We start from the raw sequence: 25,192 nt of genomic DNA, 5'->3' as shown, positions 1-25,192 counted from the left end.
GGGGTGGTCGAAGGGTGACTCGGCCAACGTGTGACCTGCGCACCGACGTCGGTGTGACCTGCGCACCGACGTCGCCGCTCAGACGTCCACGATCGCCGTGCAGGACCAGCCGTGCGGATCGGGTCCGATGTGGAGCCCCTGCCAGGAGATGCCCTTCGGCACGGCGCCGATGATGTCGACGTCCGCCAGTTCCGCGACCGCCATCCGCACCTCAAGGCCGCCGTCGTCGGTGGCCGTCAGCTCCACGTCCACCGGCACCCGGCCCGCGACCTCCAGCCGGAAGACCACCTCGTCCAGCAGCGCCACCAGCAGATCCTCGTCGCGGCCCGGCGCCAGCCGCACCCGCTCGACGGCGGTGGGCCGTACCCCCGACACCTCGGCGAAGCACCCCACCATCCCGAGCACGGCCTCCGCCAGGCACCCCTCCCGCGTGGGAGCCCACGCCCGCAACCGCGCGTCGGCGGTGTGCGGCACCGACCGGTGGCCGCTCTCGCCCTGCCGCCGCGCCCGCACTTCGTCGTCGAGGTCGCCGACCATGGTTCTCACACGCCTACCGGCCAGGTCTGCTCCTCCGGGCTCTCGGCCGCAAGGGCGTGCAGCGGGGTGAGGGCCTGGGCGCGGTCGAGGTAGCAGAAGGCGTCGTAGCGCTCGGCCAGGACGGTGGGGACGTAGTTGCCGACGCGTTCGTACCGCGGCCGGTACACCACCCCGATCGCGCGGTGCCCCCGCTCCTGGTGGAACCACTCGCGCGGCCCGGTGCTCGGCGGCCGCTGCAACTGCACATGCGGGAAGACGAACAGGGCCTGCTCGCCGGGCAGCGCCCCGTGCAGCAGGTCCTCCAGGCTGCCGGCGTGGGCGGGCGGTACGTCCATGACCCTGGGGACGTCGCCCCACTCGTCCGCGGCCATCACCGTGCCGGAGTACGAGCCGAAGCCGACCAGCACGACCCCCTTGCCCATGTGGCGTTCGCGCACCAGCTGGCCGACGCTGACTTCGCCGATGTCGGCCATGTCCGTGGCGCGGGCGTCTCCGACGTGGGTGTTGTGTGCCCAGACCACAGCCTTGGCGTCGGGGCCGTGGTGCTCCATCAGCCGGTCCAGGGTGTCTGCCATGTGGTGGTCGCGGATGTTCCACGACTGAGGCCCGCTGTCGAGCATGGCCCGGTAATAGCGCTCGGCGCCGGCCAGCACCTCCGCGTTCTGCCGGGCGGCGAACTCCGCGAGGGAGCCGTCCAGGGCATCCGTCCGCGCGGCACTTCGGCGCAGCTCCCCGAGCAGGGAGATCACCTGTGGCTCACAGCCCTCGGGCAGATAACGGGTGGCCAGCGCGTAGGACTGCGGGTCCTGGGCGTACGGCTCGAAGCAGCGGTACGCCTCCATGGCATGCCCGACCCGGTCGGGGTCGTGCTCGCGCAGATGGCCGAGCACCGCGTGCAGCGACTCCCAGAGGCTGTAGACGTCAAGACCGAAGAAGCCCACGCGCCGCTCGGGCGGCAGATTCCCGTTGTGCCGGCGCAGCCAGCGGGTGAAGGCGGCCATGTCCGTGTTGCCCCACATCCACGTCGGCCAGCGCCGGAAGCCCGCCAGCACCTCGGCGGGATCCCCGGGCGCTCCGGGCGCGCCGGTCACCGCACGGTGCACGGCCTGGCAGTCCGGCCAGTCGCCCTCCACGGCCACGAAGGAGAAGCCCTTCTCCTCGATCAGCCGCCGGGTCAGTGCGTCCCGCACCCGGTAGTACTCGGCGGTGCCGTGAGAGGCCTCGCCGAGAAGGACGTAGTGGGCGTCCCCGATGCGTTCCAGCAGCGGATCCAGGGAGGGCGGATCCGCCAGCGGCAGCGCCGCGTTCCGGATACGGGCCTGCTCGGTGTCGGGCACGGCTCGGCTCCCTTCCACAGGGTGCGACACCGGGTCCCCAGAGCGCCGCGAGCCGAAACGTCACGCCGGGCCGCTTGGCTCGGCCGCTCTTCCCCGGCTGTCACGCATTGTTACTATGCTCACTTCATGCCAGAGGCCGGAAGCAAGGGCCGCACCGGGTTGGAGCTCGCTGTGGAACATAAGGCAAACGAGCCGCGGGGCCTTGGAAGATGCTGAGAGAGGTCACCGCGACCCGCTACATCGCACCCCTCCGCTCCGGCGGCTCCGTCCCCGGCGTCGTCGAGGCCGACGACCTGGGCACCTACGTCGTGAAGTTCACCGGATCCGCACAGGGCCGCAAGGCGCTGGTCGCCGAGGTGATCGTGGGCGAGCTGGCCCGCGCGCTCGGACTGCGCTTCCCCGAGCTGGTCCTCGTGCACTTCGACCCGGCGATCGCGGACGACGAACCCCACCAGGAGGTGCGGGAACTCCACAGCGCCAGCGCGGGCGTCAACCTCGGGATGGACTATCTGCCGGGCGCGAAGGACTTCACGCCCGAGATCGCCCGGCACTTCGAGGTCGATCCGCTGGAGGCGGGCCGGATCATCTGGCTGGACGCCCTCACCGTCAACGTCGACCGCACGGTGCACAGCTCGAACCTGATGGTCTGGCCCACCTTCGGCACGGTGCCCCCGCGGCTGTGGCTGATCGACCACGGTGCCGCCCTCGTCTTCCACCACCGCTGGGACACCTCCGACCCCGCGAAGGCCTACGACTTCCGCCACCACGCCCTCGGCCACCGCACGCCGGACACCGGCGCCGCCGACGCGGAGCTCGCGCCCAAGGTCACCGAGGAACTGCTGCGCGCCATCACGGCCGAGGTCCCCGACGCCTGGCTGCTGGACGAGCCCGGCTTCGCCACCGCCGAGCAGGCCCGGGAGGCGTACGTCGGCTACCTCCACGCGCGCGTGCAGGCCTCCGCGTCGTGGCTGCCCACAGACTTCCCCACCCGGGAGGAACTCGCCGCCGAGGAGGCCCTGCGTGCGGCGAGGACACAGGAAGGCCGGCCGAACTGGCTGAAGCGGGTGCCCGACCTGCACGGCAAACCGGCGGCGGAACAGGATTGGTCGGTGCACCTCGGATGAGCCCCGTCGTACAGATCGAGTACTGCACCCAGTGCCGCTGGCTGCCCCGCGCGGCCTGGCTGGCACAGGAACTGCTCACCACCTTCGAGGCGGAGCTGGGCGAGCTGTCCCTCAAGCCCGGCACCGGTGGCGTCTTCGTCGTCCGGGTCGACGACGAGGTCGTCTGGGACCGCCGCGAGCAGGGCTTCCCCGAACCGACGGCCGTGAAGCGGGCCGTACGCGACCGAGTGGCCCCGGGAAAGTCCCTGGGCCACTCGGACACGGCGGCGCAGCAGTAGCTCAGCCCTTGAGCTGCTCGTAGGCCGGCAGGGTCAGGAAGTCCGCGTAGTCGGCGTCGAGGGAGACCTGGAGCAGCAGGTCGTGCGCCTGCTGCCAGTGTCCGGCCGCGAAGGCCTCCTCGCCGATCTCCCGGCGGATGTTCGAGAGTTCCTCGGCGGCGACCTTGCGGGCGAGTTCGGGCGTGGCCTTCTCGCCGTTCTCGAACTCGACGCCCGCGTTGATCCACTGCCAGATCTGGGACCGGGAGATCTCGGCGGTGGCCGCGTCCTCCATGAGGTTGAAGATGGCGACCGCGCCGAGCCCGCGCAGCCAGGCCTCGATGTAACGGATGCCCACCTGAACGGCGTTGACCAGACCGTTGTACGTCGGCTTGGCGTCGAGCGAGTCGACGGCGATCAGGTCCTCCGCGTCGACCTCGACGTCCTCGCGCAGCCGGTCCTTCTGATTCGGCTTCTCGCCGAGCACCGCGTCGAAGGAGGCCATGGCGATCGGCACCAGGTCGGGGTGGGCCACCCAGGAGCCGTCAAAACCGTCGTTCGCCTCGCGGTCCTTGTCCGCCTTCACCTTCTCGAAGGCGACCTTGTTGACCTCCTCGTCCCGGCGCGAGGGGATGAAGGCCGCCATGCCGCCGATCGCGTGCGCGCCGCGCTTGTGGCAGGTGCGGACGAGGAGTTCGGTGTACGCCCGCATGAACGGGGCCGTCATCGTGACCGCGTTGCGGTCCGGCAGCACGAACCTGGCGCCGCCGTCACGGAAGTTCTTGACGATGGAGAACAGATAGTCCCAGCGGCCGGCGTTCAACCCGGAGGCGTGGTCGCGCAGTTCGTAGAGGATCTCCTCCATCTCGTACGCGGCCGTGATCGTCTCGATCAGGACGGTGGCGCGGATGGTGCCCTGCGGGATGCCGACGTAGTCCTGCGCGAAGACGAACACGTCGTTCCAGAGGCGGGCCTCCAGGTGGGACTCGGTCTTCGGGAGGTAGAAGTACGGGCCCTTGCCGAGGTCGAGCAGCCGCTGGGCGTTGTGGAAGAAGTAGAGGCCGAAGTCGACGAAGGCGCCGGGCACTTGCTGCCCGTCGATCTGGAGGTGACGCTCGTTCAGGTGCCAGCCGCGCGGGCGCATGACGACCGTGGCGAGGTCCTCGTCGGCCTTCAGGGCATACGACTTGCCGGACTTCGGGTCGGTGAAGTCGATGCTGCGGGTGTAGGCGTCGATCAGATTGAGCTGGCCGAGGACCACGTTCTCCCAGGTCGGAGCCGAGGCGTCCTCGAAGTCGGCGAGCCAGACCTTGGCGCCCGAGTTGAGGGCGTTGATGGTCATCTTGCGGTCGGTGGGGCCGGTGATCTCGACCCGGCGGTCCTGCAGCGCGGGCGGGCACGGGGCCACCCTCCAGGAGTCGTCGGCGCGGACGTCGGCGGTCTCCGGGAGGAAGTCGAGAGCGGAGGTGCGGGCGATCTCGGCGCGGCGCTCGGCGCGGCGGGCGAGGAGTTCGTTACGCCGGGGCGTGAACCGGCGGTGCAGCTCGGCCACGAAGGCGAGGGCCGCGTCGGTGAGGACCTCCTCCTGCCGGGGCAGGGGCTCGGCGTCGACGATGGCCAGCGGGGACGGCGCTGGTGCGGACATGAGCTGTCACTTCCTTCAGCGGTGGCACCGGGTGCCAGGCGGCACGCATGGAACAGAGAGCGCCCACTGTGCGATAGGACGCTTCTGAGCAGTGGATAGTAGTTTCCTCATCGTGGAACTTCAATGGTTTGTTGATGTCGAGATTCTCTGAGTCGACACAAGGTGTCGCTCAGTGCCACCCCGCTCACTCAAGGTGGACCAGGTCGGCCTCGGTGTCGATGTCGTACGGCTGCGCCACGTCCCCGCACTCCACGAGCCGGACCGCGTCCGCATGCTCCTTGAGGTAACCGCGCGCCCCCTGATCCCCGGTCGCGGCCCGGGCGACCCCCGTCCAGTGCGCGGCGCCGAACAGCACGGGATGCCCGCGTACGCCCGCGTAGGCGGCGGAGACCAGCGACGCCTCCCCGGCGTAGGCGGCCAGAACCCGGGCGACCGCCTGAACGCCGATTCCGGGCTGATCGACGAGCGAGACCAGCGCGGCCCGTACGCCCGTTCCGGTGAGCGAGGCGAGCCCCGCCCGCAGCGAGGTCCCCATCCCCTGCTCCCAGTCGGGGTTGTCCACCAGTACGCAGTCACCGAGCTCCGCGCGCTCCCGTACGGCGTCGGCACGGGCCCCGAGGACGACATGGACGCGGGTACAGCCGGCCGCGCGCAGCACTCCGACCGCGTGTTCGACGAGCGGACGTCCGCGGTGTTCGAGCAGTGCCTTGGGCCGCCCGCCGAGCCGGCGCCCCCCGCCCGCGGCGAGGACGAGACCGGCGACCTGCTGTTCGTTCTGCGTCATGCCTCCTGCATACCTGACGGCACGAGGGCGGCACGGTTTCCCAGGGCTGAATTTCGGTCCGCGTGGTGGCGCACGGCGCATGGAAGGCGTTTACTGGCCCGCGTCCCCACGGCGCCCGACCAACGCCACGGGGGCTGCTCGGCGGGGATCGGGGATCACGACGTGGACGCGCACAACGGCGTGCGCGGGGGGAGAGCTGTGTTGCGGAGCTTGGGGCAGAGGCTGGTGACCGGCAGCTACGAGGATCCGAGAGTGGCGGAACTGAGGACCGCGGTGTCCCGGTTGCGCCGCGAACTCGCCGCGCTCCCGGCCGAGTTCCCGGACCGGGGAATCGCGGATGATGAACTCGCGGCGCTGGCCGCGATGACGATCGGCGGCGCCCCCGAAATCCCGCGGTTACAGCGGTCGTTGCTGCTGATCGCCGGAGCGATCGGGTCGGTCAGCGCGCTGTCGCGGGGGCTGGCCGAGGTACGGAACGCGGTGGATCTGTTCGGGGAGCAGAAGCGCTAGTCACGCCGGGTTCTGGGTGGCCAGCGCCTCGGAGAGTTCCTGGGCGATCTGCTGGAGCACGGGCACGATCCGCTCGGTGGCGGCCTCGGTGACGCGGCCTGCCGGGCCGGAGATGGAAATCGCGGCGGCCGTCGGCGAATCGGGCACCGACACCGCGAGGCAACGGACCCCGATCTCCTGCTCGTTGTCGTCGACCGCGTACCCGAGGCGGCGCACGTCGTCCAGCGCCGCGAGGAAGCCGTCCGCGGTGGTGATCGTCTTCTCCGTGGCGGCCGGCATGCCGGTGCGCGAGAGCAGGGCGCGCACCTCGGCGTCCGGGGTGTTCGCCAGCAGGGCCTTGCCGACGCCCGTGGAGTGCGGCAGCACGCGCCGGCCGACCTCGGTGAACATCCGCATCGAGTGCTTGGACGGCACCTGGGCGACGTAGACGATCTCGTCCCCGTCGAGCAGGGCCATGTTCGCGGTCTCGCCGGTCTCCTCGACCAGGCGGGCGAGGTAGGGGCGCGCCCAGGTACCGAGCAGCCGGGAGGCGGACTCGCCGAGGCGGATCAGACGCGGGCCGAGGGCGTATCGCCGGTTGGGCTGCTGGCGGACGTAACCGCAGGCCACAAGGGTGCGCATCAGTCGGTGGATGGTGGGCAGCGGCAGTCCGCTGCTCGCGGAGAGCTCGCTCAGGCCCACCTCGCCGCCGGCGTCGGCCATCCGCTCCAGCAGGTCGAAGGCGCGCTCGAGTGACTGGACGCCACCGCTGGCGGACTTGGCGGAGTCGGTGGTGCTGGCGCTGGACGTCGGCACGGCGCGTTCCTTTCGGGACTGGCGGGAAGGGCAGAAGCCTACCCGGCAGTCGGTTGACTCCTCGCTTGTGCGTAGCTACGTTCTGCTTGGTGGAATTCTAATTCCACTTTGTGGAAACGTCCAGAGTGGATGCGTGAAGGGTGCTGGGTAGCAGTGTGCCCTTGACGGCACGGGAATGGGAGTGAAGACTCCTTCAACAGAACGTTGAATTCCGTAACGTGGAAGTCACCCCCGTTTCCCGGAAGTAAAACGGCGGCAGAGAGAGGGGTCCCGGGTGTCCGACGTAGAACTGGTGCTGCGCTCGACGCGCGTCATCACCCCGGAGGGGACGCGGGCCGCTTCGGTCGCGGTCTCCGCCGGGAAGATCGCGGCCGTACTGCCGTACGACGCTTCCGTCGAGAGCGCCCGTGTGGAGGACCTCGGCGACGACGTCCTGCTGCCCGGCCTGGTCGACACCCACGTGCACGTCAACGACCCCGGCCGCACCGAGTGGGAGGGCTTCTGGACCGCCACGCGCGCGGCGGCGGCCGGCGGTATCACCACCCTGGTGGACATGCCGCTGAACTCCCTCCCGCCGACCACGACGGTCGAGAACCTGCGGGTGAAACAGCAGGTCGCGGCCGACAAGGCGCACATCGACGTCGGCTTCTGGGGCGGCGCGCTGCCGGACAACGTCAAGGACCTGCGCCCGCTGCACGAGGCCGGGGTGTTCGGCTTCAAGGCGTTCCTGTCCCCGTCCGGCGTGGACGAGTTCCCGCACCTGGACCAGGAGCGACTCGCCCAGTGCCTGGCCGAGATCGCCTCCTTCGGCGGCCTGTTGATCGTGCACGCGGAGGACCCGCACCACCTGCAGGCGGCGCCACAGCAGGGTGGCCCCAAGTACGCGGACTTCCTGGCCTCGCGCCCGCGTGACGCGGAGGACACGGCGATCGCGCAGCTGATCGCGCAGGCGAGGCGGCTGGACGCGCGGGTGCACGTCCTGCACCTGTCGTCCTCGGACGCGCTCCCGCTGATCGCCGAGGCGAAGGCGGAGGGCGTGCGGCTGACGGTGGAGACCTGCCCCCACTACCTGACCCTGACGGCCGAGGAAGTCCCGGACGGGGCGAGCGAGTTCAAGTGCTGCCCGCCGATCCGCGAGTCCGCCAACCAGGCCCTGCTGTGGCAGGCGCTGGCGGACGGCACGATCGACTGCGTGGTCACGGACCACTCGCCGTCGACGGCCGACCTCAAGACGGACGACTTCGCCACGGCGTGGGGCGGTATCTCCGGCCTCCAGCTCAGCCTCGCGGCGGTGTGGACGGAGGCGCGCAAGCGCGGTCACGGCCTGGAGGACGTGGTGCGCTGGATGTCCTCGCGTACGGCGGAACTCGTGGGCCTCGACGGCAGGAAGGGCGTCATCGAGGCGGGCCGGGACGCCGACTTCGCGGTCCTCGCGCCGGACGAGACGTTCACCGTGGACCCGGCGGCCCTTCAGCACCGCAACCGTGTGACGGCCTACGCGGGCAAGACCCTGTACGGAGTGGTGAAGTCGACGTGGCTGCGCGGCGAACGCGTGGTCGTGGACGGCGAGTTCACGGAGCCGAGGGGACGCTTGCTGGCACGCACCCACTGACCATTCTTCCCAGCCCCGACATCCGAAAGGCACATGAAGTGACGGCGATTGTGAGTTTCACCGGCGACGCGAACCCGTACGGAGGCGGTGACCCGTACGCGGACTACCGCACCGCCGACTTCCCCTTCACCCAGTACGCCAACCTCGCCGACCGGCAGCTCGGGGCCGGTGTCATCGCCGCCAACGACGAGTTCTTCGCGCAGCGGGAGAACCTCCTTGTGCCCGAGCGGGCCGAGTTCGACCCCGAGCACTTCGGGCACAAGGGCAAGATCATGGACGGCTGGGAGACGCGGCGCCGGCGGGGCGCCTCGGCGGAGCATCCGTGGCCGACGGCGGAGGACCACGACTGGGCGCTGGTGCGTCTGGGGGCGCCGGGGGTGATCCGCGGGATCGTCGTGGACACGGCGCACTTCCGTGGGAACTACCCGCAGGCGGTCTCGATCGAGGGTACGTCGGTAGCGGGCTCCCCGTCGCCCGAGGAGCTGTTGGGCGACGACGTGAAGTGGACGACGCTGGTACCGCGCACGCCGGTGGGAGGCCACGCGGCGAACGGCTTCGCGGTGTCGGTCGAGCAGCGCTTCACGCACCTACGGGTGAACCAGCACCCCGACGGCGGCATCGCGCGGCTGCGGGTCTACGGCGAGGTGGTCCCGGACCCGGCGTGGCTGGCGGTGCTGGGCACCTTCGACGTGGTCGCGCTGGAGAACGGCGGTCAGGTGGAGGACGCGTCGAACCTCTTCTACTCGCCGGCCACGAACACGATCCAGCCGGGCCGGTCCCGGAAGATGGACGACGGCTGGGAAACCCGGCGCCGCCGGGACCAGGGCAACGACTGGATCCGGTACCGGCTGGTGTCCCGGTCCCGGATCCGGGCGGTCGAGATCGACACGGCGTACCTGAAGGGGAACAGCGCGGGGTGGGCGTCGGTGTCGGTACGGGACGGTGAGACGGGGGACTGGCGCGAGATCCTCCCGCGCACCCGCCTTCAGCCGGACACGAACCACCGCTTCGTCCTGCCGACACCCGCCGTGGCCACCCACGCGCGCGTGGACATCTACCCGGACGGCGGAATCTCCCGACTCCGCCTGTTCGGCTCACTGACGGAGGAGGGGGCGTCGGCGTTGTCGGCGAGGCACCAGGAGCTGGGCGGCTGAGCCAACGGGTCCCGCCACGCCGGCGGCGAGCGGACATCGAGATCACCCGGACGACCCACGTCCGGAACTCTTCTCCCCCCGCCCACGTTCACCCCACGTGACTCTCCAGCAAGAAATCGTCGGCAACGCCATGCAGATGGCGGTCGTCAGCCTGCAGCCCGGCCAGACCGTGTACTGCGAGGCGGGCAAGTTCCTCTTCAAGACCACGAACGTGACGATGGAGACCCGCCTGACGGGCCCGTCGAACGGTCAGCAACCCCAGGGCGGCGGCTCCACCGGCGCAGGCATGGGCGGCATGCTCCGCCAGGCCATGGGCACCGCCATGCAGGTCGGCCAGCGTGTCCTCGCGGGCGAATCCCTGGCGTTCCAGTACTTCACCTCCCAGGGCGGCGAGGGCACCGTCGGCTTCGCGGGCGTCCTGCCCGGCGAGATGCGCGCCCTGGAGCTGGACGGCACACGCGCGTGGTTCGCGGAGAAGGACGCCTTCGTCGCCGCCGAGTCCACCGTCGACTTCGGCATCGCCTTCCAGGGCGGCAAGACCGGCATGAAGGGCGGCGAGGGCTTCGTCCTGGAGAAGTTCACCGGCCACGGCACAGTGATCATCGCGGGCGCCGGCAACTTCATCGACCTGAACCCGGCCGACTTCGGCGGGCGTATCGAGGTCGACACGGGCTGCGTCGTCGCCTTCGAGGAGGGCATCCAGTACGGCGTCCAGCGCGTCGGCGGCCTCAACCGCCAGGGCATGATGAACGCCGTCTTCGGTGGCGAGGGCCTGTCGCTGGCCACCCTGGAGGGCAGCGGCCGCGTCATCCTCCAGTCCCTCACCATCGAGAGCCTCGCCAACGCCCTGAAGAAGGCCCAGGGCGGCGACAAGCAGGGCCCGACGGGCGGACTGTTCTCCACGCACGCCGGCTGAACCGATGAGTTGCGGGGGCCCGCGGGGTCTGCCCTGATGACTACAGACCCCGCACCAGGAAGCAGGTACCCGCCATGGGCAAGCTCGTCTCCACGATCTTCGTCACCCTCGACGGCGTCTACCAGGCCCCCGGCGGCCCCCAGGAGGACACCCGCGACGACTTCGAGCAGGGCGGTTGGAGTTTCCCGTACGCCGACGACGACTTCGGCCGGTTCATCAACGGCGTCTTCGACGGCGTGGGCGCCTTCCTGCTCGGCCGCCGTACGTACGACATCTTCAGCGGGTTCTGGCCCAAGGTGACCGACCCCGAGGACCCGGTCGCCTCGCGGCTGAACGCCCTGCCGAAGTACGTCGTCTCCGCCACCCTCACCGACCCGGACTGGGACGGCACCACCGTGATCAGCGGGCCCCTCGCCAAGGAGGTCACCGCCCTCAAGGAGCGCACCGACGGCGAACTCCAGATCCACGGCAGCGGCGCACTCGTCCAGTCCCTGCTGGGCCTCGGCGTGCTCGACACCCTGCACCTGCTGACCTTCCCGGTCGTTCTGGGCGCGGGCCGCCGCTTCTTCCCGGAGGGCACGGTCCCGACGGCCTTCCGCCACACCGGCGGCAGCATCACCTCGACAGGCGTCTCCATCCAGACGTACGACCTGGCGGGAAAGCCGGAGTACGGCTCCTACGAACTCCCCGAGAACGCCTGACGCGTCAGGTTAACTCCCTGAAAACTCATCGGACTTGACGGGAAATTCCCCGAGGTTGTCATTGACATGCCACGGTCTACGCGCGTCATCATGGGAGCCATGAGATTCCCCCCACGAATCACTCGCATCGGCGCCGCGGCCGCCGTCCTGTCCGCCCTTCTCATCGGTGGCACCGTCACCGCCACCCCGGCCGCCGCCGCGGTCGGCGACATCTGCTACAGCGACCTGCCCTCCCAGGCGTACGACACGCTGGAGCTGATCGAGCAGGGCGGGCCGTTCCCGTACACGCAGGACGGCACGGTCTTCCAGAACCGGGAAGGCATCCTGCCCGGTCAGCCCACCGGGTACTACCACGAGTACAGCCTCTGACTGCCTCGCGTCACTGTTTGCGCAGATCAGACGGGTGCGTCAGGGGCGCATGAAGGTATGGGGTCGAATCCGGGTCGAAGTGGCTGGGCAGTAAGCGGCAATCCTCTGGAAGGCTGGGGAGTCTCATCCTGAGAGTGGGCGACTGGCGAATTCGGATCGGTTCAGACTCGAACAGAACCCGGCGTACAGCCCGACTCGTCTGCCGCTACCTGCGGTTTTGCCTTGGAAAGGGCCTCTGACCTGCGTCGGAGGCCCTTTCCGGTCTTTCAGGGGCTTGCCGTGTTAGGCCGCGAAAAGTCCCTCGGAAGTCCCTCAGACAGCGCTGAAAGTCCCTGAAAAGTCCCTGGAGCGGAGGGGCGGATGACGCCTCTGAGCTGGGGGGCGATGGGACATCACGCTGTCGCTCTACCCCGCAGTTGACCGAAGCGAGCGTCACGGCCTTGCCGCCTGCTAGCGGTTTGCTCGTCTATGCCACCGGCTGGACCGGCGGTGCGCAGGGCCGGCGCGGCATCGTCTCGGGCTCGGTGCAGTCTGCCGCCCCGGACAGCGGCGGCTGGTCTGACTCGGCTCATTTGAGCGGCGTCTGGAAAGGTTCAGAGATTCGGGCTGCGGTGAGGATGATTGCGCCTCTACCGTGGGTCAGTCGAAATGAGACCGGGAACGTGTAGTCGAGGAGAGGCCTTGGATCCGGTATCGGTGGGAGTGTTGGCGGCGCTGGCAGGCGGGGCCGGGGGCGAGCTGGGTCGGCAGGCCTGGGCGACGCTGAGTGAGTTGGTGCGGAGACCGTTCGGCAGGCAGGCGGGAGCCCCGGCACCCGGGGAGGCCGAGTTGGTGGCGCTGAGCGAGGCGCCAGGCGAACCGACACGGGCAGAAGCGTTGAGTGGTGCCCTCGCCGCGCGGGCGGCCGTTGACCCGGAGTTCGCTGCTGCGCTGGACTCGTGGCGTGGCCAGATTCCAGCGTTGGCTGACGGCTCGGTGACCAACACAGTCAGTGGCGGTACCCAGTATGGTCCGGTGATCCAGGGTCGGGACTTCTCCGGCATCACCTTCAACAGTCCTACAGCTCCTCCCGCGCGGGAGAGTTGAAGGCTTCGGTTGACCCTTGCGACGTCCCGGGCGGCCCCGGTTCGGATGCCGTCGACGCAGGGGGTTGCGTCCCATCATCTGTATGACTCGGATCACCCGGGCGGTATTGAGCGGTAGCTCAGGACGTCCGAGCGTCCGCTGGGGGAGTGCTGCGTGGACTGGCGCCTTTCCTGATGTACGCATCCAGGTGTGCCCGGTATCGTTGAGGACACTGTCAGTGACGTTGTGGATACTGGAGGCAGTCGTGGCCCGCGCATGGGAAGCCGATCCGTCTGCGTTATTCGTCAAGCGCCTCGGTAAGTCGGCGGCGGAGCTGGGCAACTCCAAGGACGACGACGAGTGCCCGGACATCTGGCAGCTGAGCAACGGCGACGTTGCCGTGATCGGCCGCGATCTCACCGCGCACTACCGGTCGCGCCTGCCGAGCGAGGTGAACCTGGGGCCGGACGAGCGGTTGGTTGTCATCCCGGGCAACATGCTGAGTGCGGCGAAGGTGGACATTCCCGATGCTTGATCTCCTCGCTCCTGGGCTCCCGGACGAGCTAGGTGAGCGGCTCACACGCGAGGACTACAAGCGGGACTTCCGGGAGCGGCGCGCCGCGATCCGCGATGGGGAGTCCTGGAAACTGGAGCGGTTGCAGCACTTCGAGGAGACGAACGACGACAGCCGGGAGGCGCTGCGTCAGGGGGACTGGCCAGGAGTGTTGCGGCTGTTCGAGGCCGAACGTGACGCCTTGGTTCGAAGGGCCAGGGATGAAGTGTCGCGGGGGGCGGTCTTTCATCGTATTCGTGTGGTTGAGGAGCCGCTGACGCCGTATGTGCAGTGGGAGCTGCACTGGCTACGACTGAGTGCGGAATGCGGGCATTCCGTTCGCGTCCTGCCTGCTTCCGCGGTCGCCGCCGCGGAGGGCGATGCGCTGCTGCCGGAGTTGAACCTTCTGGACAGTCGGGTTCTCTTCCGTGTGCTGTACACCGCTGCCGGTCAACCGGACGGGGCGATTCGCTTCACCGATCCCAGCACCGTGAGGAACTGGGTGGAGTATCTGCAGGAACTGTACGCGGCTGCGGAGGACGTCCAGGCGTACTTCGGCCGTGCCGTGGCCGACCTGCCTCCGCCGCCCGCGGCCTGACCAGGGCGCATCGATCGACGTGCCTACAGAGGGCAACAGGCGACCCGGAGACTCGCAGAACGACCTCTCCGGGTCGTCTCGCGATGTCGTACAGGCCGGGAGCGTCACTGGTGACATCCACTTCCACCACGTCGCCGCCTCGGGGCCATCGGGGCCCGTCCCACGCCAGCTCCCAGCCGACGTGAGCACCTTCGTCAACCGCTCTGACGAACTGGGACAGCTGAACGCGGTGCTTGCCGACCGAAACGGCGGGCGCGTCGTCGTCTCCGTTCACGTGGTGGCCGGCACGGCGGGCGCGGGCAAAACCTCGCTGGTCCTGCACTGGGCGCACCAGGTCAAGGACCAGTTCCCCGACGGCCAGCTCTTCGTCAACCTCCGCGGGTACGATCCCGGAGAACCAGTCACAGCCGCGCAGGCGCTTCAGCGCTTCCTGCGGGCCTTGGGCGTGGCCCCGGCTGAGGTTCCTCAGGACGTCGACGACGCAGCAGCGATGTACCGCTCACTGATCGCCGACCGCCGGGTCCTGATCCTCCTGGACAATGCGGCCACGGTCAGCCAAGTCCGGCCGCTGCTCCCCGGCGGAGGAGACAGCCTCGTTGTGGTCACCAGCCGCAGCCGCTTGGCGGGTCTCTCGGTGCGTGACGGCGCCCGCAGGATCACCCTTGGCACGCTTCCGGAGCCGGAGGCAGTCGCTCTGCTGCGCGCGGTCACGAGGGGCTACCGGCCCGAGGACGACGGCGACAAACTGGCAGAACTGGCGCGCCTGTGCGCCCGTCTGCCGCTTGCCCTGCGAATCGCCGCGGAACGGGCCGCCAGCCACCCGCACATGCGACTCGACGATCTCATCAGCGATCTGCGTGACGAGTCCGCCCTCTGGGATGCCCTCAGCACCGGCATCGATGACGAGGCCGAAGCAATCCGTTCGGTCTTCACCTGGTCCTATCGCGCTCTACCCACGCACTCGGCCCGCCTCTTCCGCCTCCTTGGCCTGCACCCTGGAGCGGCGTTCAGCCTCCCCGCTGCGGCCGCCCTCGGTGAAGCCACACCCAGCCGAACACGCCAGCTACTCGACGATCTGGTCGGGGCCCACCTGCTGGAGCAGACCGCTCCGGACCGGTTCCAGTTCCACGACCTCTTACGCGCGTACGCCACCGACCTTGCGCAGGCAGAGGAGTCGTCCGACCAAAGGCAAGCTGCGCGACGACGCGTCCTGAGCTGGTACCTCCACACCGCCAACGCCGCCCAGACGTGGCTCTATCCGTCAGAGGACCACCTGCCACTGCCTGAACCCTTGCCGGAAGTCACGCCCCTCGTCTTCACCGACTACAACGCCGCCGTCGACTGGTCCGAACGGGAACAGGGCAACTTCCTCCCCGTCGTGCGCGACGCCGCCCGAAACGGAATGGACGAGACGGCTTGGCTGTTGGCCACCATCCTGTGGTTCGCACGTCCCGCCTCCTCGTCGGAGCGGGACTGGCTGGAGCTGGGCCGAATCGGATTGGAGGCAGCGACAAGACGAGAGGACCAGAGAGCGCAGACACGGCTGCTCATCAACATGGGCATCGCGCACAGGGCTCTGAACAATTTCTCCGAGGGCCAGGACGCTCTGGAGCGAGCCGTCACGCTGGCTCGCAGCTCGCAGAGCCGGTTCGACGAGGCCCAGGCCCTCAACCTCATGGGCCTGATCTATCTACGACAGCGCGAACTCGACTTGGCGGACGCGCATTTCGGGCAGGCCATGTCCGTCTTCCGAGACCTGGGAAATGGTCAACGAGCCGCCACCGCACTGTCCAACATCGCCAGCACTCGCCTGAGCGCCGGCCGCCTGCCCGAGGCCGCCTCGGTCATCGACGAGGCGCTTGCCGCGCACCGGGCCCTGGCCAATCGTGGCGGTGAAGGCAACCTTCTTCGGATCGCAGCCGCCCTGCGACTCGAAGAGGGCGACACGGATGCCGCCCGGCGATCCATCGACGAGGCGCTCGACATCGCGCTCGCCCTCCGCGACCACACCCGGGAAGGCTTCTGGCTCCTCACCCTCGGCGACATCCAGCGCACCGCCGCCCAGCACGGCGACGCCCTGACCTCCTACCAGCGCTCCGCCATGCTCCACCGACGCCTTGGCGACCGCAGCCGCGAGGCCCTGGCCTGGCGCGGCACGGGCCAGACGTATGCCGCGATGGACCGTCACGGCGAGGCCACCACCTTCCACCGCCAGGCCGCGGCCGTTCATCGCGACCTAGGGGACACCTGGCAGCTCGCCCTGGAACTCGACCACCTGGCCGCAGCCGTTCACCCGGAGGACCCCGAGACTGCCCGTGGCCACTGGATCGAGGCCCTGACCCACCTGACCCCCTATACCGACCGCCGGGCCACGTCCATCCGCTCCCGCATAGAAAGGTTGCTGACCCGAGCTGCCGGTTGACGCCGTGACTGATGTGGCCAACGACGCCACCAAGCTCGACGGAGATCCAGCCGTTCGAGGAACGCCGGGCCCAGGTGGAAGAGGCCCTCTTCGGCTCCCCGCCCCCGGCGCCCGCGCTCCTGGTCGAGGACGAAGCCGGTGACATCGTCGGCCTCGCCGCCTACTCGTTCCTCTGGCCCAGCGCCGGTTCCACGCACTCCCTCTTTTTCAGTGGATGACGGACCGCGTCAATCCTGGCGCGCGCCTTCTGCAAGTCGCTTGGGTTCGCGGAGTGCGACGGGAAAATCGTGTACCGGGTCGACACCGGTACGGCCTGATTCGACTCGGCGCTCGGTTCACCACTCGGTGGCGACATGCAGTAGGAGGTTCGTCAGACGATCCGCCGCGTTTGGGCGCCCGCGACACGAGCCTGATCCGCTATCTGCTCACGCCTCGCGGGCGAGGTGAGGACCGGGGAGACCGCCGTCGGCGGCGAGCGCGAGGACAACGGGGAGTTCCGGGCCGATGAAGTCGGTGACCAGGAAGCCTCTTCCGGCCTCGGTGCTGGTGAGCTCGCCTATTGAAGTGTCGCCAATTCCTCGTGGCGTCCAGCGTGCTGGTGACCGTGCGTGATTGCCGACAGCGATGTCAGCGGCGGCTGCCAGGATGATCGTCATGACACACACCACGGGGACGGTCCGCCAGGACGCGGCGGATCTCGCAGAAAGCCTTCTCACCCACGACGATGCGGTGCTGGACCGGCCGTGCACCATCCTGACGCACGAGGAGGCAAGCGGCCTGGTCGAACGCCGTGAGGCCCTGCGGCCGGTCTACGAGGCCATCATGGCGCGCATCGGCCAGCCCACGTTGCTGGGCGGCACCACACACGGGCCCAGCGTCCGGTGGAGCAACCACGAGCGGACGCTTGAGGTATCGCGTATTCCTCGGCAGGCGCGAGCCCCAAATACCTCTTCCTGGCCCACAAGATGAACCGGCACGCCGACAAGCCCTACCCCGTCGAGCGCATCCACCAGACGCCGTCCGAGTTCGCCCGCCGCCTCGGCATCCGCGACAGCGCCAGGCGGCTGGTCGACTTCAACCGCAACCACCGATTCCGGCACACCAAGGCCACCAGCCTGCTCAACGCGGGGGTCCCACTGCACGTCGTCCAGCGCTACTTCGGACACCTGTCGCCGGCCATGCTGATGCACTCCGCGCAGACCCTCGCCGAGACCCACGAGCGGGAGTTCCTGCGCTACCGGAAGATCACCGCCGATGCCCGGGAGCTGGCCACCGACCCGTGCGACCTCTACGACATGCTGGAGCTCGACAAGCGCACCGACCGCATCCTGCCCAACGGACTGTGTCTGCTGCCTCCCCGTCAGGCATGCACGAAGGGCAACGCCTGCCTGACCTGCGACAAGTTCGCCACAGACGCCACCTTGAGCTGACCCGGATTCGTGGAGTCCCTGAAGCCAGGCTTATGATTCTGGCCCTAAGAGCTCGTAACACGATCTTGTTGAAGTGTCCTGGTCGGGCGTGACCGATGTGACCGGCGCCCGATCACGGTCTTGATCCGCGACAGCGTCCACCGCTGGTCCGGCCAGCCGTGTGCGATGGGTCCCTTGGCCAGCTCAGCTTCCAGCGCCGCGAACTGGGCCTCGCTCAGCCGCGGTGGCGAGGCTGAGCCCACCGATCGCAGAGCCCGTGGACCGCCCTTGTCCCAGGCCTGCCGCCACCGCTGCACTGACGGGACACTGATCCGTAACTCCTTCGCGATCATCGAACTGGAATCGCCCACCGCGAACCGCTCTGCTGCCCTCATCCGGATGCCCTCGCGGAAGCCTGCGCTCGTCCGCCAGGCCCCCACCCTGCGGGTACCTCATGACAACGGCGTACCGCGAGGATCAAGCTCTGTCAGCAGCTACGACAACCCGGGTTTTCAAGTTCAGTAATTGATTGGTCGCCAATTGAATGCCGAACTTGTGATCTTGGGGAGTTCCGCTGAGCTGCAGGCTTCATACTACGGGTGTACGTTCGGAGTGAGCGCCGTTCAGCATCGCGGTGAGCCGACCATGAAGGCCATCTGGGTACGGCTTTTACGTGACCGAGGAGGCGACGTGGCGCAGTTCGGGCCAATGCTGAGGACCATCTATGCAGTACTGCGAGGGGATTTCCCGGATTTCTACCCTCGTGGAGAGTTCCCCTTCCCCTTCCTCCTCGACTTGCCCGTGCGGCTCAGTCCGGGACCTGAACCATGGGGGCGGGTCGATGTATTGGCGACGCTTACGCAGGAGGACTCGAGCGGCCGTGAACGTGCCCTTAGAAGTGTGGCAGAGCGCGGTTTCCATCTGACCACGTGGACAGGCCGGGGGGCAGCTGGGTCCGTCGATATTGGCCGCCTCGACATGCTGGCCGACGGTGATGATGGCATCTACATGGAGGCCGCAGCCCCGGTCTACCCCGAGCTCAACGGTTCGGTGCCCGAGGTGTGGCACAGCCCGCTCCCGTCACCGGGGAGTGGGCCAACGGGGTCCGGAGTCATTGTCGGCATCATCGACTCAGGAGTGGATGTCACCCATCCCAGCCTCATCGGGCCTGGGGGTCAAACCCGGATCCTTCGACTGTGGGACCAGGGAGTTTCCATCGGGCAGGGCCCGGCGGCGTACAACTATGGGAGCGAGTGGGACGCAGCCGCAATCGGCCTCCATTTTTTGGGGTCGTCGGCGGCTCTCCCTACGGTCGATACCACCGGGCACGGCACGGCGGTGGCCGGCATCATCGCGAGCAACGGCTGGGGAGCCGGGGGATATTGTGTCGGCGTTGCCAGTTCAGCAGACCTGATCGTCGTGAAACTTGCTGCGGCGCGTGGAGTGTTCCCGAGCACGGCCAATGTGACCGACGCAGTTCGGTATGTTTTTGAGGTGGCTGAGGGCCTAGGTAAGCGGGCAGTAGTCAACCTGAGCCAAGGGTCGCAACTGGGCCCACACGACCCAAACGGACAACTCGAAATGCAAATCACAGATGTACTCGAAGTCAATGCTGAGCGCATCTTGGTCACGTCTGCTGGAAACGTCGGCGACGCCAAAGCACATGCAAGCTTTCAAGCGGTCGAAGGTCAGAGCATGGATCTCGACGTGGACGTACCCGCAGGGGTCGGCCGGCATATAGTGATCGACTTCTGGTACGACCGCGCAGACTCTCTCCATTTCGAGGTAATCGATCCAAATGGTGATCACAGTTCAACGGTCACCGGTAACAGCGGTCACTACAAGTTCACCAATGAATTTTGCGTTCTCAGCAGGGTGCCAAACGTTCATGGCGTCAACGCCAATCAAATGCAGATTGAAGTCATGGCATTCGGGCATCATGTCACCCCGGGCGGTTGGATCGTCCGTATCACGGGCGACCGGGTGGCAGGCCATCGCCCTTTGCACGCATGGCTGGAGCGGGGGCTGCTCGCCTCCCCGAAATTCCAGGATCCCTTCTCGGACGCCTCCTGCACCGCGACGGCGCCGGCCGCCGCACGCGGAGTGACCGTCGCCGGTTCCTACCGCATGAGTCCTACGCTCGGCGAGCTCGCTCCGAGCTCCAGCCAAGGCCCCGATCGGAACGGCAACTCACTGCAGTTGCTCACTGCTCCTGGGGCGCCAATTACAAGCTGCTGCCCCGCTGCGCTGTCCAACTCGATGCACCTTCAAGTCACCGGTACATCGTTTGCCGCAGCCCACGTCACCGGAGCCATCGCCCTCATGCTGGAGAAGCAACCGACGCTCACTCGAGACCAAGTGCTGAAATGTCTGTTGCAGAACAGCCGCACAGACAACGATACCCAGGCCGGACCGCCAACAGCGTGGGGAGCCGGGAAGCTCAATATCCATGCGGCGCTCAACTGCTGCACTCAAGCCCATCCGTGAATAGGAGTAATTCATGGGATTGAAGGCCGAGATTTTGACACGACCGGGGCTATTTGATCTAGCGGAAGACCACCACCCCGATGTCCTGTACCAGACTGCGGTTCACAGCTTCCTTGCAACGCCAAGAGTCACCGGTACTGAAGTCGAGTCGGATCTAATGGATGAAATCAGCAGATCGGCCGAGACCACCGAGGGAGGTTTCGCGTGGTTTACTTCGGTGCGGAGATGGCTCCTTCGGGAGAAGCATTCTATCGTCGACGAGACTCAGATGGTGGAACTGGGGGCCTACTGGCTCACGGTTCCACCTGTCTCAGGGGCTAGCGGCCAAATCGACGTTGATAGCGCAAGTGCACAAAATTCAGCAGCGTCGTTCAAACTCGCGGGTATCGGGGGTGGCCCGGAGTTTACAATCAAGGTATATGAAGGCCTAAGCGTGACGGCGGCGACCGATAAGCGGATCGCCCTCTCGGCCCGAGGGAAGATCCAGACGATCGCCGTGACTCGCGGCGGTGAGAGAATTACAACGTATCCCAGATTGGCGTCTCTTGACAAAAATCACCTGAAGTGGGAACCCAATGCGGCCCTGCCGCCATCTCCTGCTGCGGGAGTCACGCCAAGCCAGACGACGCAATATGACGCGTCAGACGGCGACCCAATTACGGCCACCTTCGAAATGGCTCAGGGTACCAGCTGGGAATTCGGAGTTGATTTCAAGGCTGAGACGCTGGGAATCGAGGTTAAGTCGACTACGAGGGTCTCGTACGAGAGTGAAGTCAAGTTCACCCATGTGCTGCCCGGGGGTGGATACTACGTGGCCGCACACTATCCAGACATCCCGGCCCGTCTATGGTCCCTCGAAGCCGCCAAGAACTACTAGCGGTGGTTTCTGAGGTTTTCGCTTTGGGGTGACGTGGTCGTCGTGGGTGGGTGTATCCCGGTGTCATGCGGTATCCCGATGAGGGCGGCCTGACCGGGGTGCAGCGGGCCCAGCGGGAGCGCGTACGGTTCCAGGCCGCCGAGATGTTCGCGGCGGGGCTCAAGCCGCCGCAGGTCGCGAGGGCGTTACGGGTGTCGCGGAAGTCGGCCTATGCCTGGCACGCCGGCTGGCGGGAGGCCGGGATGGACGCGTTGCGGTCCAAGGGGCCCTCGGGGGTGGCATCGAGGATGCAGCCGTCCTGGCGGGCCTGGCTTGCGGGAGCGTTGGACGAGGGGCCGGCCGCTCATGGCTGGGTGGAGGACCAGCGGTGGACGCTGGCACGGATCTCTGTCCTGGTCGCGCGCCGCTTCCATGTCCGTTTCAGCCGTCCGCAGCTCAGCAGGATCTTGCGGGAGATGGGCTTCTCTGTGCAGGTCCCGGTGCACCGGGCCGCCGAACGCGACGAGAAGCAGGTGGCCCGCTGGCGGGAGGAGACCTGGGCGCGCGTGGAAAGACGGTGAGGGAGCAGGGCGCGTGGCTGGTGTTCGAGGACGAGTCGGGGCAGTCGCTGCGCCCGCCCAAGGCGCGGACCTGGTCGCGTATCGGCTGCTCACCACAGGTACGGGTGTCCGGCAAGGGCTCGGGGCGGATCTCGCTGGCGGGCATAGTGTGTGCCCGGGCGGGCGAGCGGACCCGGCTGATCTACCGGATGCTGGTGCACCATTCCGGCCGCCGTGGTGAGAAGCCCGGCTTCAGGGAACGCGACTTCGCCCAGCTCCTGGATGCCGCTCATCAGCAGCTCGGCGGGAACATCGTCCTGGTCTGGGACAACTCCAGCCATCACAAGGACGCGTTGATGCGCGAGTTATTGGCCGCCCGGGATCGGTGGCTGACCGTCTTCCGGCTGCCGGCGTATGCCCCGGACCTCAACCCGGCGGAAGGCGTGTGGGCGAACCTCAAGAATGACCTGGGCAACCTCGCTGCCTGCACCATCGACGCCCTCGCCGAACTGGCCCGCACCCGGCTGAAGAAGATGCAGTACCGGCCCGAACTCCTCGACGGCTTCATCGCCGAGACCGGCCACACCCTGGCCCCGCCATGACGTCACCCCGAAGCGAAAACCTCAGAAGCGTCGCAGCTCCATCATCGCGGCAGCGGCGCCCTCAAAAAGGCACATCCCAGCCGGGCCTAATCCGCGACACGCGGTCACACAGACATCAGTCGACTTCTCTCCTGTTTCAGAATGCTCTCGGATTATCCGAGAGAGCAGGAGAGCGCGGCGTTGGGCGAAGTAAGTGTCTCCGACGACCCCGAAATCACAGAGTGGCCGGAGGCGCTCCCGGAGCTGGCCGACGCGGTGCACGCTGGCCGCCTGCTGGTGCTCACCGGGGCTGGGGTGTCCTTCGAGTCGGGTATTCCGCTGGCCAACGGAGTCGTGGAAAGGCTTCACAAGGAACGTTTCATCGACAGCGACAAGCTGGACTACCAGGAGGCTATGTCCCGGGCCTTCAAGTCGGATGCGGCCCGCGGGGCATTCATCCGAAATATGTGCTACAAGAGGCTCGCCGGGTCCGGCAATCAGGCGATCGCTCTCCTTGCTCAGCACCATGGCGTTGGCCCGCTTCTGACCACGAACTTCGACCACCTTCTTGAACAGGCGTGCGTGGCACTTGGCAGTCGCGCTGTTGCTGTCGGCACGGTGGGCTCGCCCTCCGGCCCGTCTGGCCGAGCGGGGGCGGTTCAGGTTCTCAAGCTCCACGGTGATGCGAAGTTCGACATGACGGCGCACAGCAATCAGGAGATGAGCGAGCACCATGCGTGGCTTACGCGGTGGTCGCAGTTTGAAATCGATCCAGACAGCGTGCTGCTCGCGGTCGGGCACTCCGGGAATGACGGTCCCGTGCGGGCGCTGGTCCAGGATCTCGTCGAATCGCGACGGATCGCCCGCGTCTACTGGATTGTCCGAAGGAGTCCCAGCGACCGGCTGTCGAGCTTCGCGCGCTCGCTCGGCGCTGACGGGGGCGGCCGTCGGCTTCGGATGGTGAGAGCTGACGCTGCCTGTGCGCTGGTCGAGTTGTACGAACAGGTGAGCGGGGACACCTTCGAGCCTCGCCAGGAGCTCTTGCCCGGGTTCCAGGTCGTTACGGGGCTCTATCACGGCGGCGGCGAGATCGACCCCTACTCTCTCCAGGGCCGCGGGCGACAGCCTGTCGTGGATGCGGTGCGGCGGGCTGACGAGGGCGGGACGCGGCTAGCCCACGTGCGCGCATCATCAGGTGCAGAGCACGTCTTCCAGTCGGTAGTGGATGCGAGTTTGCAGCTCGGAAGCGGACCCCGATTCGTCTTCTCGCTCGACCAGGCGCAGCAGTTGCCGCGCGATGTCGCGCTGTCCCGCTCGCTGTCGGCCTGGTGCGCTCGCGTTCTCGGACGAAGCGTGGAGCGAAGCCGGCTTCATCTCGCAATGCACGACTTGCCTACGGCGGACCTGTGGATGATCGTCAACACTGGTGGCCTGGGGACCGCAGCCGCCCAGTCTTCTGTGGAACTTCTCGAACGCTTGGGTGCGGCAGCACCTGAGGGGCCCCGGATCTGGATCATCTCCGAGGGCGACGAGGGTGATGACGGGATCCCAAGCGCGGCCGGGTTCAGCTCCCTGAGACTGAATTCACGATCCCTGGTTTTACCCGAAGAGTCCGCGGGAGTGCTACCCCATCTTCGAGCGCCGTTGTCCGAGGAAGACCTCGCCCAGGTCCTTTCACACGAGGGGCGGGGACGGCAACTCGGTGACGTGCTGGGGCTGGGGGTGGTTGTCAGCCGGGGAGCTGTGTTTGTCGTGGACCAAACACGCTGGGCACAAGAGGTGCATCACTCCGAGGAGCATTGGATGGGGCGGGCACTCGCAGCACTTCGAGCCGTCCGTGCGAAGAAGAATGCCTTTGAGCGCGTCAGCCTAGACCTCGACATCGAACGCCTGTTGTATTTTCTTGCGAAAAAGTCGGCGATTCCGACTGAGCGATCGGCTTATGCCGCGGACGCGCTCCGCGAACTGACGAATGCCGCCGTGACATTCGCGAGCCCGGAAGCAAGCCTCTGGTTCCTGTCGACGCTGAGCGACTTCGTGATCGACGGCTTCGGGCTTGACGGCGTGCACGGCCGGATGCTTCACGAACTGGTGCGCCGCCTCGAACACGTGGACTACGCAGGCGGACGCGTGTGGCAGGGGTCCCCCCAGAGTATTTCGCCTGGGCTACGGATGAAACTCCTTCCGCTGTACCAGGAGCGGGACAAGATCATCAATGAATGCCTCGCCGCGGTCAGGTCAGGTTCACTGCCCGGTGGGGATGCGGTCAAAGCCGCGATGCGTCACATGGAAGCCAGGTGGCCTGGAAGTTCGTACTTGCTGCCTGGATGGATGGTCCCTGATAAGGCAGAGCTGTTCAATCGCAACAACCTCGGGGAATACTGCAAGCGACTCGACCTGGCCAGCCAGATCGCCGGGGACAAAAGCCTGGCGCCGGTGCTGGTCGATGATATTGCCGAGCTCTGGTTCACTCTCGGGCTCGCTATCGACGACGTCGACTGCATCAATGAGGCATTCAGGTTGTGGGAAGCGATCTCGCTGGATCTCGTCGAACTCGGGGGGATTGCGGCGCTGATCCATCAGTGCAGGTATGCCGTAGCACTCTACGTTTGCGGGTCCAAGGCGGAGGCGAGCTCGTTGCTTTTCGAAGCGATGTCGTCAGCCGAGTATTTGGGCGATGAGGCGCGGGTATGGCGAGCGCTGCTGCCGCTCTGGCGGCGGGTTGATGAAGATTCGCCAGCTGCCCTGTGGATCAAGAGCTGGATTCATGAGGCAGGCGAGGACGAGGCTGGAGACGTCCAGGAAACTCTTGAGAGGATCGTGCGCGAGCGAGGCGAGCTTCTTGAGGCGCGTCCTCACGTATGGTGACCGCAGCGGCCCAGGCGCGCCCAGAGTCAGACCACTCCCCGCAAGGGCAAAC

Annotated in this window: 23 protein-coding genes and 2 pseudogenes; 18 read left to right on the top strand and 7 right to left on the bottom strand. The window is 67.4% G+C overall.

Annotation, left to right across the window (positions count from 1 at the left end; translation table 11 throughout):
- Positions 1-78: 78 nt before the first annotated feature.
- Both H4N64_RS11455 and H4N64_RS11450 read right to left on the bottom strand, forming a co-directional pair.
- Positions 79-537 (bottom strand): archease, encoded by a 459-nt coding sequence (locus tag H4N64_RS11455; RefSeq protein WP_186282184.1) that lies wholly within the window; start codon positions 535-537, stop codon positions 79-81.
- A 5-nt stretch (positions 538-542) separates the two neighbouring features.
- Positions 543-1,874, bottom strand: coding sequence for an erythromycin esterase family protein (locus tag H4N64_RS11450; RefSeq protein ID WP_336246687.1), 1,332 nt, complete (start codon positions 1,872-1,874; stop codon positions 543-545).
- A 209-nt stretch (positions 1,875-2,083) separates the two neighbouring features.
- Between H4N64_RS11450 and H4N64_RS11445 the strand changes: the two genes are divergently transcribed.
- Together H4N64_RS11445 and H4N64_RS11440 are read left to right on the top strand one after the other, a co-directional pair.
- Positions 2,084-2,998, top strand: coding sequence for a HipA family kinase (locus tag H4N64_RS11445; protein WP_186282112.1), 915 nt, complete (start codon positions 2,084-2,086; stop codon positions 2,996-2,998).
- Positions 2,995-3,276, top strand: a complete 282-nt coding sequence (locus H4N64_RS11440; RefSeq protein ID WP_186282111.1) for an Rdx family protein — start codon at positions 2,995-2,997, stop codon at positions 3,274-3,276. The genes H4N64_RS11445 and H4N64_RS11440 overlap by 4 nt, the downstream gene beginning before the upstream one ends.
- 1 nt (position 3,277) lies before the next feature.
- On the opposite strand, the gene aceB is transcribed toward H4N64_RS11440, so the two are convergent.
- Together aceB and H4N64_RS11430 are read right to left on the bottom strand one after the other, a co-directional pair.
- A complete protein-coding gene (aceB, locus tag H4N64_RS11435) occupies positions 3,278-4,900 on the bottom strand; it encodes a malate synthase A (RefSeq protein ID WP_186282110.1) in 1,623 nt (540 codons plus the stop codon).
- Between the two features lie 184 nt (positions 4,901-5,084).
- Positions 5,085-5,684 carry a nucleotidyltransferase family protein gene (locus H4N64_RS11430; protein ID WP_186282109.1) on the bottom strand — a complete coding sequence of 200 codons (600 nt, stop codon included), beginning with the start codon at positions 5,682-5,684 and terminating at the stop codon, positions 5,085-5,087.
- 198 nt (positions 5,685-5,882) lie between these two features.
- Between H4N64_RS11430 and H4N64_RS11425 the strand changes: the two genes are divergently transcribed.
- Complete coding sequence (locus tag H4N64_RS11425) at positions 5,883-6,194, top strand: DUF5955 family protein (protein WP_186282108.1); 312 nt, start codon at positions 5,883-5,885, stop codon at positions 6,192-6,194.
- Here H4N64_RS11425 and H4N64_RS11420 read toward each other — a convergent pair whose 3' ends face one another.
- Positions 6,195-6,989: an IclR family transcriptional regulator domain-containing protein gene (locus tag H4N64_RS11420; RefSeq protein WP_186282107.1), complete on the bottom strand. Its 795-nt coding sequence runs from the start codon at positions 6,987-6,989 to the stop codon at positions 6,195-6,197.
- Between the two features lie 274 nt (positions 6,990-7,263).
- On the opposite strand from H4N64_RS11420, the gene allB reads away from it, so the two are divergent.
- The 9 genes and pseudogenes from allB to H4N64_RS44945 all read left to right on the top strand — a co-directional run bounded on the left by allB (position 7,264) and on the right by H4N64_RS44945 (position 16,597).
- Complete coding sequence (allB, locus tag H4N64_RS11415; protein WP_186282106.1) at positions 7,264-8,601, top strand: allantoinase AllB; 1,338 nt, start codon at positions 7,264-7,266, stop codon at positions 8,599-8,601.
- A gap of 38 nt (positions 8,602-8,639) precedes the next feature.
- Complete coding sequence (alc, locus tag H4N64_RS11410) at positions 8,640-9,755, top strand: allantoicase (RefSeq protein ID WP_186282105.1); 1,116 nt, start codon at positions 8,640-8,642, stop codon at positions 9,753-9,755.
- A gap of 97 nt (positions 9,756-9,852) precedes the next feature.
- Positions 9,853-10,671, top strand: a complete 819-nt coding sequence (locus H4N64_RS11405) for an AIM24 family protein (RefSeq protein WP_186282104.1) — start codon at positions 9,853-9,855, stop codon at positions 10,669-10,671.
- A 74-nt stretch (positions 10,672-10,745) separates the two neighbouring features.
- Complete coding sequence (locus tag H4N64_RS11400) at positions 10,746-11,372, top strand: dihydrofolate reductase family protein (RefSeq protein ID WP_186282103.1); 627 nt, start codon at positions 10,746-10,748, stop codon at positions 11,370-11,372.
- 99 nt (positions 11,373-11,471) lie between these two features.
- Positions 11,472-11,738, top strand: a pseudogene (locus tag H4N64_RS11395) (ribonuclease domain-containing protein); the annotation flags it as partial.
- A 1,333-nt stretch (positions 11,739-13,071) separates the two neighbouring features.
- Entirely contained in the window at positions 13,072-13,341 is a 270-nt protein-coding gene (locus tag H4N64_RS11390) for a hypothetical protein (protein WP_067020178.1), read from the top strand.
- Complete coding sequence (locus H4N64_RS11385; RefSeq protein ID WP_186282102.1) at positions 13,334-13,957, top strand: DUF6879 family protein; 624 nt, start codon at positions 13,334-13,336, stop codon at positions 13,955-13,957. The genes H4N64_RS11390 and H4N64_RS11385 overlap by 8 nt, the downstream gene beginning before the upstream one ends.
- Before the next feature lie 181 nt (positions 13,958-14,138).
- Positions 14,139-16,379, top strand: a complete 2,241-nt coding sequence (locus tag H4N64_RS11380; RefSeq protein WP_336246686.1) for an ATP-binding protein — start codon at positions 14,139-14,141, stop codon at positions 16,377-16,379.
- A gap of 11 nt (positions 16,380-16,390) precedes the next feature.
- Complete coding sequence (locus tag H4N64_RS44945; protein WP_260859657.1) at positions 16,391-16,597, top strand: hypothetical protein; 207 nt, start codon at positions 16,391-16,393, stop codon at positions 16,595-16,597.
- A gap of 207 nt (positions 16,598-16,804) precedes the next feature.
- Here the strand turns inward: H4N64_RS44945 and H4N64_RS11370 are convergent, their stop codons facing one another.
- Entirely contained in the window at positions 16,805-17,035 is a 231-nt protein-coding gene (locus tag H4N64_RS11370; protein WP_186282101.1) for a hypothetical protein, read from the bottom strand.
- Between H4N64_RS11370 and H4N64_RS11365 the strand changes: the two genes are divergently transcribed.
- The gene (locus tag H4N64_RS11365) at positions 17,034-17,348 is read left to right on the top strand and encodes a hypothetical protein (RefSeq protein WP_186282100.1); all 315 of its coding nucleotides are present in this window, start codon (positions 17,034-17,036) and stop codon (positions 17,346-17,348) included. The genes H4N64_RS11370 and H4N64_RS11365 overlap by 2 nt on opposite strands.
- Positions 17,345-17,809 carry a tyrosine-type recombinase/integrase gene (locus H4N64_RS11360; RefSeq protein ID WP_186282099.1) on the top strand — a complete coding sequence of 155 codons (465 nt, stop codon included), beginning with the start codon at positions 17,345-17,347 and terminating at the stop codon, positions 17,807-17,809. The genes H4N64_RS11365 and H4N64_RS11360 overlap by 4 nt, the downstream gene beginning before the upstream one ends.
- Before the next feature lie 95 nt (positions 17,810-17,904).
- On the opposite strand, the pseudogene H4N64_RS11355 reads toward H4N64_RS11360, so the two are convergent.
- Positions 17,905-18,244 (bottom strand): annotated as a pseudogene (locus tag H4N64_RS11355) (helix-turn-helix domain-containing protein); the annotation flags it as partial.
- 444 nt (positions 18,245-18,688) lie between these two features.
- Here H4N64_RS11355 and H4N64_RS11350 point away from each other — a divergent pair.
- The 4 genes from H4N64_RS11350 to H4N64_RS11330 all read left to right on the top strand — a co-directional run bounded on the left by H4N64_RS11350 (position 18,689) and on the right by H4N64_RS11330 (position 25,140).
- A complete protein-coding gene (locus H4N64_RS11350; RefSeq protein ID WP_186282098.1) occupies positions 18,689-20,275 on the top strand; it encodes a S8 family serine peptidase in 1,587 nt (528 codons plus the stop codon).
- A 13-nt stretch (positions 20,276-20,288) separates the two neighbouring features.
- Positions 20,289-21,152, top strand: coding sequence for a hypothetical protein (locus H4N64_RS11345; protein ID WP_186282097.1), 864 nt, complete (start codon positions 20,289-20,291; stop codon positions 21,150-21,152).
- Between the two features lie 65 nt (positions 21,153-21,217).
- Positions 21,218-22,293 (top strand): IS630 family transposase gene (locus H4N64_RS47120; RefSeq protein ID WP_472910304.1). Its coding sequence is split into 2 segments (ribosomal slippage): positions 21,218-21,698 and positions 21,698-22,293, totalling 1,077 coding nucleotides; the frame shifts between segments, so codons are not numbered across the junction.
- A gap of 141 nt (positions 22,294-22,434) precedes the next feature.
- Positions 22,435-25,140, top strand: a complete 2,706-nt coding sequence (locus H4N64_RS11330) for an SIR2 family protein (protein ID WP_186282094.1) — start codon at positions 22,435-22,437, stop codon at positions 25,138-25,140.
- Positions 25,141-25,192 lie beyond the last annotated feature (52 nt).

It is taken from the genome of Streptomyces cupreus, assembly GCF_014257025.1.
In the GTDB taxonomy this organism is placed as follows: domain Bacteria; phylum Actinomycetota; class Actinomycetes; order Streptomycetales; family Streptomycetaceae; genus Streptomyces; species Streptomyces cupreus.
The sequence above is the reverse complement of the archived record's forward strand: the minus strand, read 5'-3'. Positions and strand labels throughout refer to the sequence as shown.